Here is a 15,546-nt window from a genome sequence, read left to right as displayed (position 1 = left end):
GGCCACAGCCGAACAGCAGATCCGCGCGTACGCCCGCAACCCACCGGGCCGGCTGCGCCTGAGCCTCGGCGAGTTCTACCCGGTGCCGGACGTCGTTCTGTCCGAATCGGCGGTCCAGGACTGGCTGTTCATGATCGCGGACCACCTGAAGCGGTCGATCGAGGAGGGCGTGGTCCCGCCCCCCGCCGTGCCCCGTACCCGCTGGGAGTGGCGTGCCCGCTTCCCTGAGCCGGGCCAGTTCCTCGGCGGCTGGTTCTCGCAGGACATGCCGGACGAGTTCCCGGACCACGACGCGGCCGTACGCGACTACACCGCCACCACGAACCCCCAACTGGTCGCCCGCCTCACCGGCGAGCTCCACGAACTGCTCGCCCTGGCCCTCGAGGAGTCCGACTACGCCCTCGCGATGGCCGAGCTGGGCATGGAGACCGACCCCGCTGCCTCGCCTGCTGCGTGGTCGAGAGGCGGCCAGGACGAAGCGCGACGTCCAGACCGGTCTGGACAACAAGCAAGCCCCTGATCACTGACCAGGGGCTTCTTCATGGAGCGGGTGACGAGAATCGAACTCGCGCTCTCAGCTTGGGAAGCTGATGTTCTACCATTAAACTACACCCGCGTAATCCGCCAACCGGAGTCGGTGGTGGACGCTCGCTCACTCTACCTCATCGCAGGCCCCCGGTGTTCACGCCGTGGGGCCTGAGGGGGTTTCAGGGGTGGGAAGCGGCTGCGCGGGCCGGGAGTTGGGGCGTACCGTGGGGGCGTTCCCGAGGGGGGCGTGGAGGGCGGAGTGCCGCCTGGAGCGTCGTCTCTTTGATCCCGTAATGTGGCTTTCGTCGTCAGGGTAGTCCAGCCAGACGAGGCTCTTGGGGAAGGGACTTGAAGGACTTGATGGAGCGCACCGTTCTCCGCTGTGCCGACGGGCACGTGTTCACCGCCGCCTCGTTCCCGATGCAGCAGGCCGAGCGACTCGGCCCCGGCCGGCTCGTCCGTTGCCCGCGGTGTGCGCGGCTGCGGAGTGCCGTGCCGGTGGTGTCGGCGAAGCGGTAGCCGGCCCGCCACGGGCACGGGGACCCCAGCGGTACCGGGCGCGCGGCGCGGCGGCGGTTGTCGCTGCTCCGCGCGCCTTGCGTATCCTCGGTGCGTGCTTCTCTCAGACAAGGACATCCGGGCCGAGATCGAATCCGGGCGGGTGCGTATCGATCCCTTCGACGACTCCATGGTGCAGCCGTCGAGCATCGACGTGCGCCTCGACCGCTACTTCCGGGTGTTCGAGAATCACCGGTACCCGCACATCGACCCCTCCGTCGAGCAGGCGGATCTGACCCGGCTCGTGGAGCCGGAGGGGGACGAGCCGTTCATCCTGCACCCGGGCGAGTTCGTACTGGCCAGTACGTACGAGGTCGTCTCGCTGCCCGACGATCTCGCCTCCCGGCTGGAGGGGAAGAGCTCGCTCGGCCGGCTCGGGCTGGTCACGCACTCCACCGCCGGGTTCATCGACCCCGGCTTCTCGGGGCACGTGACGCTCGAGCTGAGCAATCTCGCGACCCTGCCGATCAAGCTGTGGCCCGGGATGAAGATCGGGCAGCTCTGCATGTTCCGGCTCACCTCGCCGGCCGACCATCCGTACGGCAGCGAGCGGTACGGGTCGCGGTACCAGGGGCAGCGGGGGCCGACCGCCTCCCGGTCCTTCATCAACTTCCATCGGACCCAGGTATGAGCAGGACGCGCGCATGAGTGATGTACGGGAGAACCTGACCTACGAGCAGTTCGGCGTCGCCGTCCGCGAGCTCGCCCAGGCCGTCGCCGACGACGGGTACGAGCCGGACATCGTGCTGTCCATCGCCCGTGGCGGTGTCTTCGTGGCGGGCGGGCTGGCGTACGCGCTGGACTGCAAGAACATCCACCTGGTGAACGTGGAGTTCTACACCGGCGTCGGCACCACGCTCGAGATGCCGGTCATGCTCGCGCCCGTGCCCAACGTCATCGACTTCTCGCAGAAGAAGGTCCTGATCACCGACGACGTCGCCGACACCGGCAAGACGCTCAAGCTGGTGCGGGACTTCTGCCTCGACACGGTCGCCGAGGTGCGCAGCGCGGTGATCTACGAGAAGTCCCACTCGCTCGTCCAGTGCGAGTACGTGTGGAAGCGCACCGACGACTGGATCAACTTCCCGTGGAGCGTCCTGCCTCCGGTGCACAAGTCGGGTGAGGCGCCGAAGGAGAACAAGGAAGCGCTCTGAGCCGCTGATCCCTTGCCCCGGGTCCGGAGTCCTCGCTTTGATCTCTGCATGGACCCCGAGGACGGCGGCACAGGAGTGGCGGACGACGAGATCATCGCTGGGCGCATCCTCCTGGGCGTCAAGGCGCTACGGGACCACCTCGGGTGTTCGCTGCATGAGGCGCTCGACGCCTACTCAACGCGCTACGAGCAGCTGCGACGCGAGAGGCCGGCCGACTTCTCGTCGAGTCACGAGGACTATTGGAAGAACTTCCACTCGTGATCCAGTGCGGTCCTGAAAACCGTCGTGGCGCAAGCCACCGTGGGTTCAAGCTCCACCCCCGCCGCGCAGGTGAACGGCCCCTGACCAGGCCATACGGTCAGGGGCCACTTGTCGCCCAGCGCCTGCCAGGCGCTGCGGTGCCCCTCCCCTCGTGTTCCCGCCACAACGAGCACACGAGGGGCACGCTTCTGGGATCACGACCTCCGGTCCGCGTGGAGATCCCAGGGTCCGGGCATGAAGTCGACGTTGGTGGCAGTCTTGGGTGGCCAGCTGCCGCCGGCGGCCGTCATCCGGGGTGCTGTCGCCCTTCGTCGTGGCTACCGGCGCTTGGTAGATGATCCCACCGCCATTGACGAGATCATCCAGGCGTTCGAAGGCACCTGCACCGATCGCTCAGCCGCGATGCGTGCCATACGTGAGCCCGAGTACGACGCGGGGCGCCTTGTCCACGGCTACGGATGGACGCAGCGTCTCGTACGGGAGCAAGCGAGGGAGGACCTACGCGGTCCGGCTCGGTCGACTGGCGCCGGCCTGGCGCTCGCGACAGTAGCCGGGGCGTGCTCCATATGGGTTTAGGGCAAGGATGGGGCCAGAGGGAAGTGAACTGGCCTCATCCTTGCCAGGCCGATCACAGGCATCGCTCAGCCACGAATCTTCGCCGTTGACCGCAGGCCGGGCATCCAACGGGATTCGGCAGTGACCGGGCTGGTCCGTGTCTGTCGGTGTCAGCTGCTGATGTCACGCGCCGGGACGGTCGAGCCCATCGACGGTTCCGAAGCGGGAACCGTGAGATGGGCATCAACGCGGACGGCGACACCGAGGGCTCGCGGGCAAGGAGCCGACGCGGGGTGCCCCGCGCCCGCTACATGATCCGTCGGACCGGCCACTAGCCGACCTCGTACCGACCGACCTCCAGGAAGTGGCGCAGCGCTTCCGGGGTGTTGTCGTCGAGGGCAGCGCCGGCCGCTGCGCGCAGGGCGTCGCTGATGTCGGGGTCAGCGAGGAGCCGGAAAATGGCGACCCGGTCGTCCTCGGCCTGGGCCAGGCGGTAACCCGTCTCCAGCCAAGCGCGCGTCTGCTGGGGATCGTCGTCGTCGAGAAGCCGGTTGACTTCCGCAATGACGCGCTTGCCGCTGTCCGGGTCGGCGAGGATCCTGACGAGCGCGACCCGGTCGTCCTCGGCCTGGGCAAGGGGGTAGCCCGTCTCCAGCCAAGCGCGCATCTCCTCCACGGTGCCGCTGTCGAGGAGCGCGTTCGCCTCCCGGATCACGCGCTTGCCGCTGTCGGGATCGGCGAGGGTGCGGGATATCGCCACCCGCAGGTCGTCCGCACTCATCTCGTCGTAGGGCGAGCCGGCCGTCACGACAGTGACTGCGGGGGCGAGGGAGGCGGCCATGGACGGCGTAGCGAGCAACAGCGCCGGGGCAAGGGCGCCTGCGGCCACAGCAAGGATCACGCGAGTCGATCTCATGAGGTCAACCACCTTTGTCGTCTTCGAGGAGTGCGGCGCCGGGATCCTCTCAGAAGGGGGTGGGTCGACGTAGTGCCTCAAACAGGCAACCATCGCCGATCCTGCTTGCCGGTGGCTCGCAGCACTGCGGCCATCCCGCCGCCCGAAGGACCGCTGTGTCCCGTTATGTACTCGCGGCATAAGCAGCTGGCTCTGCCTCGGCCCCCCACTCTCCCGAGCTCCCCTCCAGTCCGCCGTCGACCCACACACCGTGGAGCGGGCGTGGTTCAGGGCGTCCAGGGGGAGCGCGCCCCTGTACGAACGACCTGGACGCCCTGGGCCGCGTCTGCTCGGCTCTGCCTGGGGCGACGGTGGACGGGACGGGAACCCACCCCGCACACCCCGACGTGCCGGCGGTCGGCGACGGCGCCCCCTCCGTCCCGGTGCCGGCCGATCCCCCGCCGGAGGCATCGTCTTCGACCACGGGCCGCTCTGTGCGGTGATCGACTCATGGCTCCCGGCCCTGTCCACCCTGTCCACATGTGGGCGCGCGTCGGCGCCGTGCGGGCGGAGCGGGCCGGAGGCAGGAGCGTGGCCCGGAGCGGATCCGGGGCTTGATGAGCACGAACGTCAAGGAGCGGCAGCGCCGTAAGGACGCGACGGAGCGAAAGGTCATGACGACGCAGGAGGGGATACAGCTGCACCTCCGCCGGGCGCCCGAGCGGGACGAGGAGTGGGTGCGTCGGGCGCTCGTGTTGCGGGGTCGGGTCTGAATCGTCAGTGCCAGACCGGCTCGGTCAAGCCGGTACCGAACGTGCGACGCCCTCGGCCGGCCGGGTGGATGAGCCCGGCCGACAGACTGGGCCCTTGCGTGCGGTGGGGGTCAGAACGTGCCCAGCTTGACGATCGACAGCAGCGCGACCAGCTGGATCGCACAGGCGCCGAGCGCCTTCGGCCAGGGCAGGTCGTGGGAGCGGCGGACCATCAGGGTCAGCAGGGCGCCGGCCGCGACCCAGGTCGCCCAGCCGAGGATCTGCACGAAGGGCGCGTCGCCGCCGGCGAACATCGCGACGACCAGGCGGGGCGCGTCCGTGATCGACATGATCAGCATGGACAGGCCGACCGTGGGCTGCCAGGCGCCGTCGCCGCCGAGCTGGCGGGCCAGGGTGTGGGTGACGACGCCCAGGACGAAGGCGCTGAGCACCATCGCGACGGCCGTGGTCAGGACGATGGGGACCGCGTTCGACAGGGTCGCGTTGATCGCGTCCTGGCGGGCGCCGTCGAAGCCGAAGACCGCCAGCAGGCCGTAGAGGAAGGTGACGACGAGGGCGGGGCCCCACATCGTGTAGTCCCGCATCTGGAGGAAGGTCCGGTCGGGGGCCGTGACGATGCCCTGCAGCAGGGCCTTCCAGTGCAGGCGCGGGCCGACCGGGCCGGGGGGCGGGGCCGCTGAGCCAGCGCGGTAGGTCTCGCCCTGGGTGTAGGGGTCCTCGCCGATCGCGAACGCCTGGGTGTGTCCGGGGTTGTTGGCCGCGTACGGGTCGTACGGGGGCTGTGCGCCGTGCGGGTGGTGCGGGCCGCCGTCGCCGAAGTACTCCGGCTCCCCGTGGTCGCCGTGGGGCTGCGGCCACGGTCCGCCGCCGGGGCCGCCGGGCCCGTACGGCTGCTGCTGCGGGTACGGCTGCCGCGGCGCCGCGGGAGCGCCGTACGACGGTCCCTGCGGCGTCTGCTGCCCGTACGGAGGGTGTTGCGGTCGCGCGTGAGGAGCGCCGTTGTCCCGGCCGCGTCCGATCCTGAATCCAGCCACGTCTTCGAACGTACCTGGTCCCGGAGAGTGACGGGCGGGGGTCCGGCTTCCGCGGGGGCCATTGCGGCCGAGCTGTGACATCCCCTACGGGAGGCCCCCGACGTGCCCCGGACGTGCCCCGGACGCGCCCCCGACGTGCCCCGGATGTGTCCCGGACGTGCTCCCCGTGAGATTCCTCCGCGTCGCCGGGGAACGGCGACGCCCCCGGTCCTGGCGGGTCCGGGGGCGTCGGCCGGTCTGTCGGGGCCGTGCGGCTACTTCACCGGCTCGGGCTCCGGCTCGCTCTCCTGCTCGGCCTCGCCGGCCGGGTCGGCCGGGGTCTTGACGGAGTCCAGCAGGAGCTGGGCGACGTCGACGACCTGGATGGACTCCTTGGCCTTGCCGTCGTTCTTCTTGCCGTTGACCGAGTCCGTCAGCATCACCAGGCAGAACGGGCAGGCGGTCGAGACGATGTCGGGGTTGACCGACAGGGCCTCGTCGACGCGCTCGTTGTTGATGCGCTTGCCGATCCGCTCCTCCATCCACATCCGCGCGCCGCCGGCGCCGCAGCAGAAGCCGCGTTCCTTGTGGCGGTGCATCTCCTCGTTGCGGACGCCCGGGACGGCGGCGATGATCTCGCGCGGCGGCGTGTAGATCTTGTTGTGCCGGCCCAGGTAGCACGGGTCGTGGTAGGTGATGATGCCCTCGACCGGGGTGACCGGGATCAGCTTGCCCTCGTCGACCAGGTGCTGGAGCAGCTGGGTGTGGTGGATGACCTCGTAGTCGCCGCCGAGCTGCGGGTACTCGTTGCCGAGGGTGTTGAGGCAGTGCGGGCAGGTGGCGACGATCTTCTTCGCCGACTTCGGCTTCGCCGTCTCGGGCACGACCTTGCCGTCCTCGTCCATCTCCTCGCCGAAGGCGGCGTTGAGGGACATGACGTTCTCCATGCCGAGCTCCTGGAAGAGGGGCTCGTTGCCGAGGCGGCGGGCGGAGTCACCGGTGCACTTCTCGTCGCCGCCCATGATGGCGAACTTGACGCCCGCCATGTGCAGCAGCTCGGCGAAGGCCTTGGTGGTCTTCTTGGCGCGGTCCTCGAGGGCGCCGGCGCAGCCGACCCAGTACAGGTACTCGACCTCGGTGAGGTCCTCGATGTCCTTGCCGACGACCGGGACCTCGAAGTCGACCTCCTTGGTCCACTCCAGGCGCTGCTTCTTGGCCAGGCCCCAGGGATTGCCCTTCTTCTCCAGGTTCTTGAGCATCGTGCCCGCCTCGGACGGGAACGCGGACTCGATCATGACCTGGTAGCGGCGCATGTCGACGATGTGGTCGACGTGCTCGATGTCGACGGGGCACTGCTCGACGCAGGCGCCGCAGGTGGTGCAGGACCACAGGACGTCCGGGTCGATGACGCCGTTCTCCTCGGCGGTGCCGATGAGCGGGCGCTCGGCCTCGGCGAGGGCGGCCGCCGGGACGTCCTTCAGCTGCTCCTCGGACGCCTTCTCCTCGCCCTCCATCGTCTTGCCGCCGCCGGCCAGCAGGTAGGGGGCCTTGGCGTGCGCGTGGTCGCGCAGGGACATGATCAGGAGCTTGGGGGAGAGCGGCTTGCCGGTGTTCCAGGCGGGGCACTGCGACTGGCAGCGGCCGCACTCGGTGCAGGTGGAGAAGTCCAGCAGGCCCTTCCAGGAGAACTGCTCGACCTGGGAGACGCCGAAGACGTCGTCGTCGCCGGGGTCGGTGAAGTCGATCGGCTTGCCGCCCGACGTCATCGGCAGCAGCGCGCCCAGGGCGGTGTCGCCGTTCGCGTTCCGCTTGAACCAGATGTTCGGGAAGGCGAGGAAGCGGTGCCAGGCCACGCCCATGTCGGTCTTCAGGGCGACCGTGATCATCCAGATGAAGGAGGTCGCGATCTTCAGGCCGGCGAAGAAGTAGGTGAGGTTCTGGAGCGTGGAGAGGTCCAGGCCCTCCAGCCACGACACCACGGGGTACGAGATGAAGAAGGAGGCCTCGTAGCCGTCGACGTGGTGCTGGGCGCCCTCGAGCGCGTGCAGCATGAAGATGCAGACGCCGACGATGAGGATGACGGCCTCGACGAAGTACGCCTGGCCGAAGTTGGAGCCGGCGAAGCGGGACTTGCGGCCCGGCTTCCGCGGGTGGCTCAGCTGCCGGATGACGATCAGGGCCAGGATGCCGAGCACCGTCATGGTGCCGATGAACTCGACGAAGACGTTGTACGGCGCCCAGTCGCCGATGACCGGGAGGATCCAGTCGGCCTGGAAGAGCTGTCCGACGGCGTTGACGATCGTCAGCAGCAGGGAGAAGAAGCCCACCGCCACGAACCAGTGCGCGACGCCGACGACGCCCCATCGGTTCATCCGGGTGTGGCCGAGGAACTCCCTGACCACGGTGACGGTGCGCTGCCCGGGGGCGTCGGTGCGGGTGCCCGCGGGCACGCTCTGGCCGAGCCGCATGTAGTTGACGATCTGGAGGATGGCGCGGGCGAACAGGGCCACGCCGACCACCATCAGGACCAGCGACACGACGATCGCGGCGAGTTGCATTTGGGGGCTCCTCGGGCCTGCGAGGGGTTGGAGCGGGGTTCTTCACCTACCCCGACATTACTAAGCGGTAACTTATGCAGTCCGTCCGAGACTACCCGTATCTCCAGCCGCACTGTAGTCAGGGCCGCGGTGATCTGCGTCGCTGAGGCAACCCTGACCGCCCGGGAGCCGTCGTCCGTCGCCGCCACGCCGGATTGGACAGGACATTCATCGCACATCGTGATATTCGGCTTATTTTAGGTCCGTGTTCTACGGGATCACTGCCGCCACCGCCTCTTTTCTCCTCGCCGCCCTGCTCGCCGCGCTGCTGAGGGCGTGCGCCCTGCGTCTGGCCCTCGTCGACCGGCGCCGTTCGCGTCCGGTGCCCCTGCTCGGCGGCGTGGCCGTCGTCCTCGCCACCGGGCTGGTCGCCGGCGCCTGCCAGTGGAGGGGCGTCGTCCCGCTCGGCACGGGAGTGGTGCGGCTGCTCGTCGCCGGCGGTGCGGTCGGGGTGCTGGGGCTGGCCGCCGACCTCTGGCGGCTGCGGCGGCGATGGGTGCTGGCCGGCACGGTCGCCGCGGCGGCGTGCGCGGTGCCGTACGACGGGACCGGGCCGCTGGCCGGGGCGGCGGCGGTGATCTGGATCGCGCTGGTCGCCACGGCCTTCCGGGGGCTCGACCACGCCGACGGGCTGGCCGGCACCGTGGGGGCCGTGACCGCCTTCGGCGTCGGCGTCTGCGCGGCGGCGGAGCTGATGGACGGGCTCGCGGTGCTGCTGAGTGTGCTGGCCGCCGCGCTGACCGGGGTCCTGCTGCACAACTGGCACCCCGCCCGGATCGCGCTCGGGGCGTCCGGGTCGCTCTTCGCCGGTTTCCTGCTCGCCGGGGCGGCGGTGTTCACCCGGGCGGGGCAGCCGCCCGGCACCGGCGCGGGGGTGCTGTTCGCGCTGACCGCGCTGGTGAGCGCCGACGCCGTCCTCGTCCTGCTGTCGCGTCGGCTGGCCGGGCGGCCCCCGCTGCGGGGCGGCCCCGACCACCTCGCCCACCGGCTGCGGCGGCTGGGGCTCACCCCCCAGGGCGTGGTCGTGCTGCTCGGTGCGGGCGCGTGCGGCGGGGTGCTCGTGGGAGTGCTCGTGCACATCGGCCGGGTGGGGGAGACGGCCGTGCTGTGGGTGGCGGGCGTCTCGGCGGTCGCGGTGCCGGGGCTGCTGCGGGTGCGGGTGTACGAGCCGCGGCGGACCGGCCCGAACACCGCCGCCCGCGGACCGCGCCGGGTGCCCGCCTCGCGTCCCGGGACCGGGGCGCACCTCACCCCCCGGCGGGCGGATTTTCCGGTCCGTCAGGCCACCGGCCTCGAAGGAGTGCAGGTCAGCGGGCCGTTGCGCGTAAGGAACAGATAAGAGTTGAGTCTGCCCGACTCACGTCTGTTGACCCAGCGGTGTGCGTCATGCACACTTGAGCCTGTTCCACTCAAGTCAGCTGGAGGAAACCACCATGGCACGTGCGGTCGGCATCGACCTGGGCACGACTAACTCCGTCGTCAGCGTTCTGGAGGGCGGCGAGCCCACCGTCATCACCAACGCCGAGGGCGCCAGGACCACGCCGTCCGTCGTCGCCTTCGCCAAGAACGGTGAGGTGCTGGTCGGCGAGGTGGCCAAGCGTCAGGCGGTCACGAACGTCGACAGGACCATCCGGTCGGTCAAGCGCCACATGGGCACCGACTGGAAGATCAACCTGGACGGCAAGGACTTCAACCCGCAGCAGATCAGCGCCTTCGTGCTGCAGAAGCTGAAGCGGGACGCCGAGGCCTACCTGGGCGAGAAGGTCACCGACGCGGTGATCACCGTTCCGGCGTACTTCAACGACGCCGAGCGCCAGGCCACCAAGGAGGCCGGTGAGATCGCCGGTCTGAACGTGCTGCGCATCGTCAACGAGCCGACGGCCGCCGCCCTCGCGTACGGCCTCGACAAGGACGAGCAGGTCATCCTCGTCTTCGACCTCGGTGGCGGTACGTTCGACGTCTCGCTGCTGGAGATCGGCGACGGCGTCGTCGAGGTGAAGGCCACCAACGGTGACAACAACCTCGGTGGTGACGACTGGGACCAGCGCGTCGTCGACTACCTGGTCAAGCAGTTCCAGTCCGGCCACGGTGTGGACCTGTCCAAGGACAAGATGGCCCTCCAGCGTCTGCGCGAGGCCGCCGAGAAGGCCAAGATCGAGCTGTCCTCGTCCACCGAGACCTCGATCAACCTGCCCTACATCACGGCGTCCGCCGAGGGCCCGCTGCACCTGGACGAGAAGCTCACCCGCGCCCAGTTCCAGCAGCTGACCGCCGACCTGCTGGAGCGCTGCAAGACGCCGTTCCACAACGTCATCAAGGACGCCGGCATCCAGCTCTCCGAGATCGACCACGTCGTTCTCGTCGGTGGTTCCACCCGCATGCCCGCCGTCGCCGAGCTCGTCAAGGAGCTGACCGGCGGCAAGGAGGCCAACAAGGGCGTCAACCCGGACGAGGTCGTCTCGATCGGTGCCGCTCTCCAGGCCGGTGTCCTCAAGGGCGAGGTCAAGGACGTCCTGCTGCTCGACGTCACCCCGCTGTCCCTCGGCATCGAGACCAAGGGCGGCATCATGACCAAGCTGATCGAGCGCAACACCACGATCCCGACCAAGCGTTCCGAGATCTTCACCACGGCCGAGGACAACCAGCCGTCCGTGCAGATCCAGGTCTACCAGGGCGAGCGCGAGATCGCGGCGTACAACAAGAAGCTCGGGATGTTCGAGCTGACCGGTCTGCCGCCGGCGCCGCGCGGCGTCCCGCAGATCGAGGTCTCCTTCGACATCGACGCCAACGGCATCATGCACGTGACCGCGAAGGACCTGGGCACGGGCAAGGAGCAGAAGATGACCGTCACCGGCGGCTCCTCGCTGCCGAAGGACGAGGTCGACCGGATGCGCCAGGAGGCCGAGCAGTACGCGGAGGAGGACCACCGCCGCCGCGAGGCCGCCGAGACCCGCAACCAGGGCGAGCAGCTCGTCTACCAGACGGAGAAGTTCCTCAAGGACAACGAGGACAAGGTCCCCGGCGAGGTGAAGACCGAGGTCGAGCAGGCCGTCGCCGAGCTGAAGGAGAAGCTCAAGGGCGAGGACACCGCCGAGATCCGCACCGCCACCGAGAAGGTCGCCGCCGTCTCGCAGAAGCTGGGCCAGGCCATGTACGCCGACGCCCAGGGCGCGCAGGCCGCCGGCGGGGCCCCGGGTGCCGGCGCGGCGGGTGACAAGGCCGCCGACGACGACGTCGTCGACGCCGAGATCGTGGACGACGAGCGCAAGGACGGTGCGGCGTGACCGAGGAGACCCCGGGCTTCGACGAGAAGCCCGACGTCCCCTCTGGCGCCGCCCCTGACGCCGCCGAACCGACGGCCGCCTCCGAGGAGGAGGCGGCCCCGGCCGGGGACGCGAGTGAGAACGCGGGTCTGGTGGCCCAGCTGGATCAGGCACGCAAGGCGCTCGACGAGCGCACGGCGGACCTCCAGCGCCTCCAGGCCGAGTACCAGAACTACCGCCGTCGGGTGGAGCGGGACCGCGTCGCGGTCAAGGAGGTCGCCGTCGCGAACCTCCTGTCCGAGCTGCTGCCCGTGCTCGACGACGTCGGCCGCGCCCGGGAGCACGGCGAACTCGTCGGCGGATTCAAGTCCGTCGCGGAGTCGCTGGAGTCCACCGTGGCGAAGATGGGCCTCCAGCAGTTCGGCAAGGAGGGCGAGCCCTTCGACCCGACGATCCACGAGGCCCTGATGCACTCGTACGCGCCGGACGTCACCGAGACGACCTGCGTGGCGATTCTGCAGCCCGGGTACCGGATCGGCGAGCGCACCATCCGCCCCGCGCGGGTGGCGGTGGCCGAGCCGCAGCCGGGTGCGCAGACCGTCAAGGCCGAGGAGCCGGCCGAGGCGGCCGACGACAAGGAGAACGGTGGCCCGGAGGAGGGCTGACGTCACGACGTACGCGTACGCAGGAGAGGAGGGACGTCGGGGATGAGCACCAAGGACTTCATCGAGAAGGACTACTACAAGGTTCTCGGCGTCCCCAAGGACGCCACCGAGGCCGAGATCAAGAAGGCGTACCGGAAGCTCGCCCGCGAGTTCCACCCGGACGCCAACAAGGGCAACGCCAGGGCCGAGGAACGCTTCAAGGAGATCTCCGAGGCGAACGACGTCCTCGGTGACCCCAAGAAGCGCAAGGAGTACGACGAGGCCCGCGCGCTCTTCGGCAACGGCGGATTCCGCCCGGGGCCGGGCGCGGGCGGCGGCACCTTCAACTTCGACCTGGGCGACCTCTTCGGAGGCGCCCAGGGCGGGGCCGGCGGCTTCGGCGGCGGTCTCGGGGACGTCTTCGGGGGCCTGTTCAACCGCACCGGCGCCGGCGGTCCCGGCACCGGCACGCGGACCCAGCCGCGGCGCGGCCAGGACGTGGAGTCCGAGGTCACCCTCAGCTTCACGGAGGCCATCGAGGGCGCGACGGTCCCGCTGCGCATGTCCAGCCAGCAGCCCTGCAAGGCCTGTTCGGGCACCGGCGACAAGAACGGCACGCCGCGCGTGTGCCCGACCTGCGTCGGCACCGGCCAGGTCGCCCGGGGCTCGGGCGGCGGCTTCTCGCTGACCGACCCCTGCCCGGACTGCAAGGGCCGCGGCCTGATCGCGGAGAACCCCTGCGAGGTCTGCAAGGGCTCCGGACGCGCCAAGTCCTCGCGGACGATGCAGGTCCGCATCCCGGCCGGGGTGTCGGACGGGCAGCGCATCCGGCTGCGCGGCAAGGGCGCGCCGGGCGAGCGGGGCGGCCCGGCGGGCGACCTGTACGTGGTGGTCCACGTCAAGGAGCACCCCGTCTTCGGCCGCAAGGGCGACAACCTCACCGTCACCGTCCCGGTCACCTTCGCCGAGGCGGCGCTCGGCGGTGAGGTCCGCGTCCCGACCCTGGGCGGGCCGCCGGTCACGCTGAAGCTGCCGGCGGGCACGCCGGGCGGGCGCACCATGCGCGCCCGGGGCAAGGGCGCGGTCCGCAAGGACGGCACCCGCGGCGACCTCCTGGTCACCGTGGAGGTGAGTGTTCCGAAGGACCTGTCGGGGAAGGCTCGTGACGCGCTCGAGGCGTATCGCGAGGCGACCGCGGACGAGGATCCGCGGGCGGAGCTGTTCCAGGCCGCGAAGGGAGCTTGACGGGAATGGACGGTCGTCGGCGTAATCCGTATGAACTGACCGAGGACACCCCGGTCTACGTCATCTCGGTGGCGGCCCAGCTCTCCGGTCTGCACCCGCAGACCCTGCGTCAGTACGACCGCCTCGGCCTGGTCTCCCCGGACCGCACGGCCGGGCGCGGCCGGCGCTACTCGGCCCGTGACATCGAACTGCTCCGTCAGGTGCAGCAGTTGTCGCAGGACGAGGGCATCAACCTGGCCGGCATCAAGCGCATCATCGAACTGGAGAACCAGGTCGCCGCGCTCCAGGCGCGCCTGGCCGAGATGCAGGACGCCCTCGACGGCGCCGCCACGGCGATGCGCCAGCGCGAGGCGGCGGTGCACGCCTCGTACCGCCGTGACCTGGTGCCGTACCAGGAGGTCCAGCAGACCAGCGCCCTGGTGGTGTGGCGCCCGAAGCGGCAGCAGCAGGGCTGACGCCGACCCGGTGGAGGGGCCCGGGAGTCCGTACGCGGACTCCCGGGCCCCTTCGCGTGCGCCCGTTTGCCGGCGGAGCCGGGGCCACGGCGCTCCGGTGCGGGACCGGCGGGTCTCTTCGTGGGGCGGCGGGGCGGCGTCGGCAGTCCGGGGCCGGCCGTCGTCCGGCGCCGGACGACGGCGCGGACACATCCGTGTCCAGCCCGTGTGCGTGCCCCCGGCGGATCTCCCCACATCCTCCGCAGCACGTCCGCAAGTTCGGCGGAACGTACTGTTCCCATCTCGTTAAGTGGTTCCCCTTGACGCCGATGGTGGGTGAAGCGTTGGCTTTTCAGTCACATGGGCCGCACTGCTGTGCCCACGTCCCGAATCGCACATGAAGTGAGCCCTCGCATGCGTCGTCGTATCGCCATATCCGTGGCCGCCACCTCCATGTCCCTCCTGCTGGCCGGCTGCGGGGCACTCGGCGCGTCGGAGAGCAGCGACGAGGCGAGCCCGTCCAAGGGCAACGACATCACGGTGGGCCTGCTGCTCCCGGAGACGGAGAACACGCGCTACGAGGAGTTCGACCACCCGTACTTCGAGAAGAAGATCGCCTCCCTGACCCGCGAGCAGGGCAAGGTCGAGTACGCCAACGCCGGGGCGGACGAGACCAAGCAGGCCGAGCAGATGCAGAAGATGATCGACGACAAGGTCGACGCGATCGTCCTGGACGCCGTGAACTCGCACACCATCGCGCCGAGCGTGCAGAAGGCCAAGGACGCCGGCATCCCGGTCTTCGCCTACGACCGGCTGGCCGAGGGCCCGATCACCGCCTACATCTCCTTCGACAACGAGCTGGTCGGCGAGGTCCAGGGGCGCTCCCTCGTCGAGGCGCTCGGCGGCAGCGACACCCCGGCCAGGATCGTCATGATGAACGGCTCGCCCACCGACCCGAACGCCAAGCAGTTCAAGGCCGGTGCGATGGCCGAGCTGAACGGCAAGGTGACGATCGCCCGGTCCTTCGACACCCAGGGCTGGAAGCCGGAGAACGCCGAGGCGAACATGGCCGAGGCGATCGAGGCGCTCGGCAAGAACGGCATCGACGGCGTCTACTCCGCCAACGACGGCATGGCGGGCGGCATCATCGAGGCGCTGGAGGCGGCGGGTGTCACCGAGCTGCCGCCGATCACCGGCCAGGACGCGGAGTTGTCGGCGGTCCAGCGGATCGTCGCCGGCGAGCAGTACATGAGCGTCTACAAGGCCTACCCGCAGGAGGCCGAGAACGCCGCGGAGATGGTCGTGGCGTACGTCCAGGGACGGGACATCCAGTTCGACGCGCTCACCCGCGACAAGGTCGACAGCCCCAGCCACCAGGGCATTCCGGCGCAGCTGGTCCCGGTCGTCGCCCTGACCAAGGCCAACATCAAGGACACGGTCGTGGCGGACGGCTTCTACAAGGTCTCCGACATCTGCACGGCGAAGTTCGCGGCGGACTGCGCGGCGATCAAGCTGAAGTAACCTCGCCCACGGCCCGGGCATACCGGTGCGAACCGGTGTCCCGGGGCCGCCGCCCGGCACGGAGCGGTGTTGCGGAGCCGGTCCCGGCCGCGCATAGTTGCGCTG

General features: G+C 69.9%; 14 protein-coding genes and 1 tRNA gene. 11 read left to right on the top strand and 4 right to left on the bottom strand.

Annotated elements, in window-relative coordinates; all coding sequences use genetic code 11:
* On the top strand, positions 1–520 hold a 520-nt coding region (locus ACIRFH_RS34210; protein ID WP_403529700.1), incomplete at its 5' end, for a contact-dependent growth inhibition system immunity protein.
* Between the two features lie 22 nt (positions 521–542).
* Here the strand turns inward: ACIRFH_RS34210 and ACIRFH_RS34205 are convergent.
* A tRNA-Gly gene (locus ACIRFH_RS34205) sits at positions 543–616 on the bottom strand.
* A gap of 525 nt (positions 617–1,141) precedes the next feature.
* On the opposite strand from ACIRFH_RS34205, the gene dcd reads away from it, so the two are divergent.
* The 3 genes from dcd to ACIRFH_RS34190 are packed head-to-tail and all read left to right on the top strand — an operon-like array spanning position 1,142 to position 2,501.
* Positions 1,142–1,717: a dCTP deaminase gene (gene dcd, locus ACIRFH_RS34200; protein WP_077796252.1), complete on the top strand. Its 576-nt coding sequence runs from the start codon at positions 1,142–1,144 to the stop codon at positions 1,715–1,717.
* A gap of 13 nt (positions 1,718–1,730) precedes the next feature.
* Positions 1,731–2,240 (top strand): phosphoribosyltransferase, encoded by a 510-nt coding sequence (locus tag ACIRFH_RS34195; protein WP_403529696.1) that lies wholly within the window; start codon positions 1,731–1,733, stop codon positions 2,238–2,240.
* 48 nt (positions 2,241–2,288) lie between these two features.
* The gene (locus ACIRFH_RS34190; protein ID WP_403529693.1) at positions 2,289–2,501 is read left to right on the top strand and encodes a hypothetical protein; all 213 of its coding nucleotides are present in this window, start codon (positions 2,289–2,291) and stop codon (positions 2,499–2,501) included.
* 886 nt (positions 2,502–3,387) lie between these two features.
* Here the strand turns inward: ACIRFH_RS34190 and ACIRFH_RS34185 are convergent.
* A complete protein-coding gene (locus ACIRFH_RS34185; RefSeq protein WP_403529690.1) occupies positions 3,388–3,972 on the bottom strand; it encodes a hypothetical protein in 585 nt (194 codons plus the stop codon).
* 596 nt (positions 3,973–4,568) lie between these two features.
* On the opposite strand from ACIRFH_RS34185, the gene ACIRFH_RS34180 reads away from it, so the two are divergent.
* Positions 4,569–4,724 (top strand): hypothetical protein, encoded by a 156-nt coding sequence (locus ACIRFH_RS34180; protein WP_403529687.1) that lies wholly within the window; start codon positions 4,569–4,571, stop codon positions 4,722–4,724.
* A gap of 110 nt (positions 4,725–4,834) precedes the next feature.
* Here ACIRFH_RS34180 and ACIRFH_RS34175 read toward each other — a convergent pair whose 3' ends face one another.
* Entirely contained in the window at positions 4,835–5,839 is a 1,005-nt protein-coding gene (locus ACIRFH_RS34175; RefSeq protein ID WP_403529684.1) for a Yip1 family protein, read from the bottom strand.
* 173 nt (positions 5,840–6,012) lie between these two features.
* Positions 6,013–8,295 (bottom strand): (Fe-S)-binding protein, encoded by a 2,283-nt coding sequence (locus tag ACIRFH_RS34170; protein ID WP_403529681.1) that lies wholly within the window; start codon positions 8,293–8,295, stop codon positions 6,013–6,015.
* A gap of 244 nt (positions 8,296–8,539) precedes the next feature.
* Between ACIRFH_RS34170 and ACIRFH_RS34165 the strand changes: the two genes are divergently transcribed.
* From ACIRFH_RS34165 to ACIRFH_RS34140, 6 genes are all read left to right on the top strand, one after another.
* On the top strand, positions 8,540–9,673 hold the full coding sequence (locus ACIRFH_RS34165; RefSeq protein WP_403529678.1) for an MraY family glycosyltransferase: 1,134 nt from the start codon (positions 8,540–8,542) through the stop codon (positions 9,671–9,673).
* 94 nt (positions 9,674–9,767) lie between these two features.
* Complete coding sequence (dnaK, locus tag ACIRFH_RS34160; RefSeq protein WP_403529675.1) at positions 9,768–11,618, top strand: molecular chaperone DnaK; 1,851 nt, start codon at positions 9,768–9,770, stop codon at positions 11,616–11,618.
* On the top strand, positions 11,615–12,262 hold the full coding sequence (gene grpE / locus ACIRFH_RS34155) for a nucleotide exchange factor GrpE (protein WP_403529672.1): 648 nt from the start codon (positions 11,615–11,617) through the stop codon (positions 12,260–12,262). Before dnaK ends, grpE begins: the two co-directional genes overlap by 4 nt.
* Before the next feature lie 42 nt (positions 12,263–12,304).
* A complete protein-coding gene (gene dnaJ, locus ACIRFH_RS34150; RefSeq protein WP_403529669.1) occupies positions 12,305–13,486 on the top strand; it encodes a molecular chaperone DnaJ in 1,182 nt (393 codons plus the stop codon).
* 5 nt (positions 13,487–13,491) lie between these two features.
* Complete coding sequence (locus ACIRFH_RS34145) at positions 13,492–13,941, top strand: heat shock protein transcriptional repressor HspR (protein WP_403529666.1); 450 nt, start codon at positions 13,492–13,494, stop codon at positions 13,939–13,941.
* 393 nt (positions 13,942–14,334) lie between these two features.
* Positions 14,335–15,441 carry a substrate-binding domain-containing protein gene (locus ACIRFH_RS34140; protein WP_403529663.1) on the top strand — a complete coding sequence of 369 codons (1,107 nt, stop codon included), beginning with the start codon at positions 14,335–14,337 and terminating at the stop codon, positions 15,439–15,441.
* Positions 15,442–15,546: the final 105 nt, after the last annotated feature.

Origin of the sequence: Streptomyces sp. NPDC093586 (assembly GCF_044764905.1) — a bacterium.
Classification (GTDB): domain Bacteria; phylum Actinomycetota; class Actinomycetes; order Streptomycetales; family Streptomycetaceae; genus Streptomyces.
The sequence above is the reverse complement of the archived record's forward strand: the minus strand, read 5'-3'. Positions and strand labels throughout refer to the sequence as shown.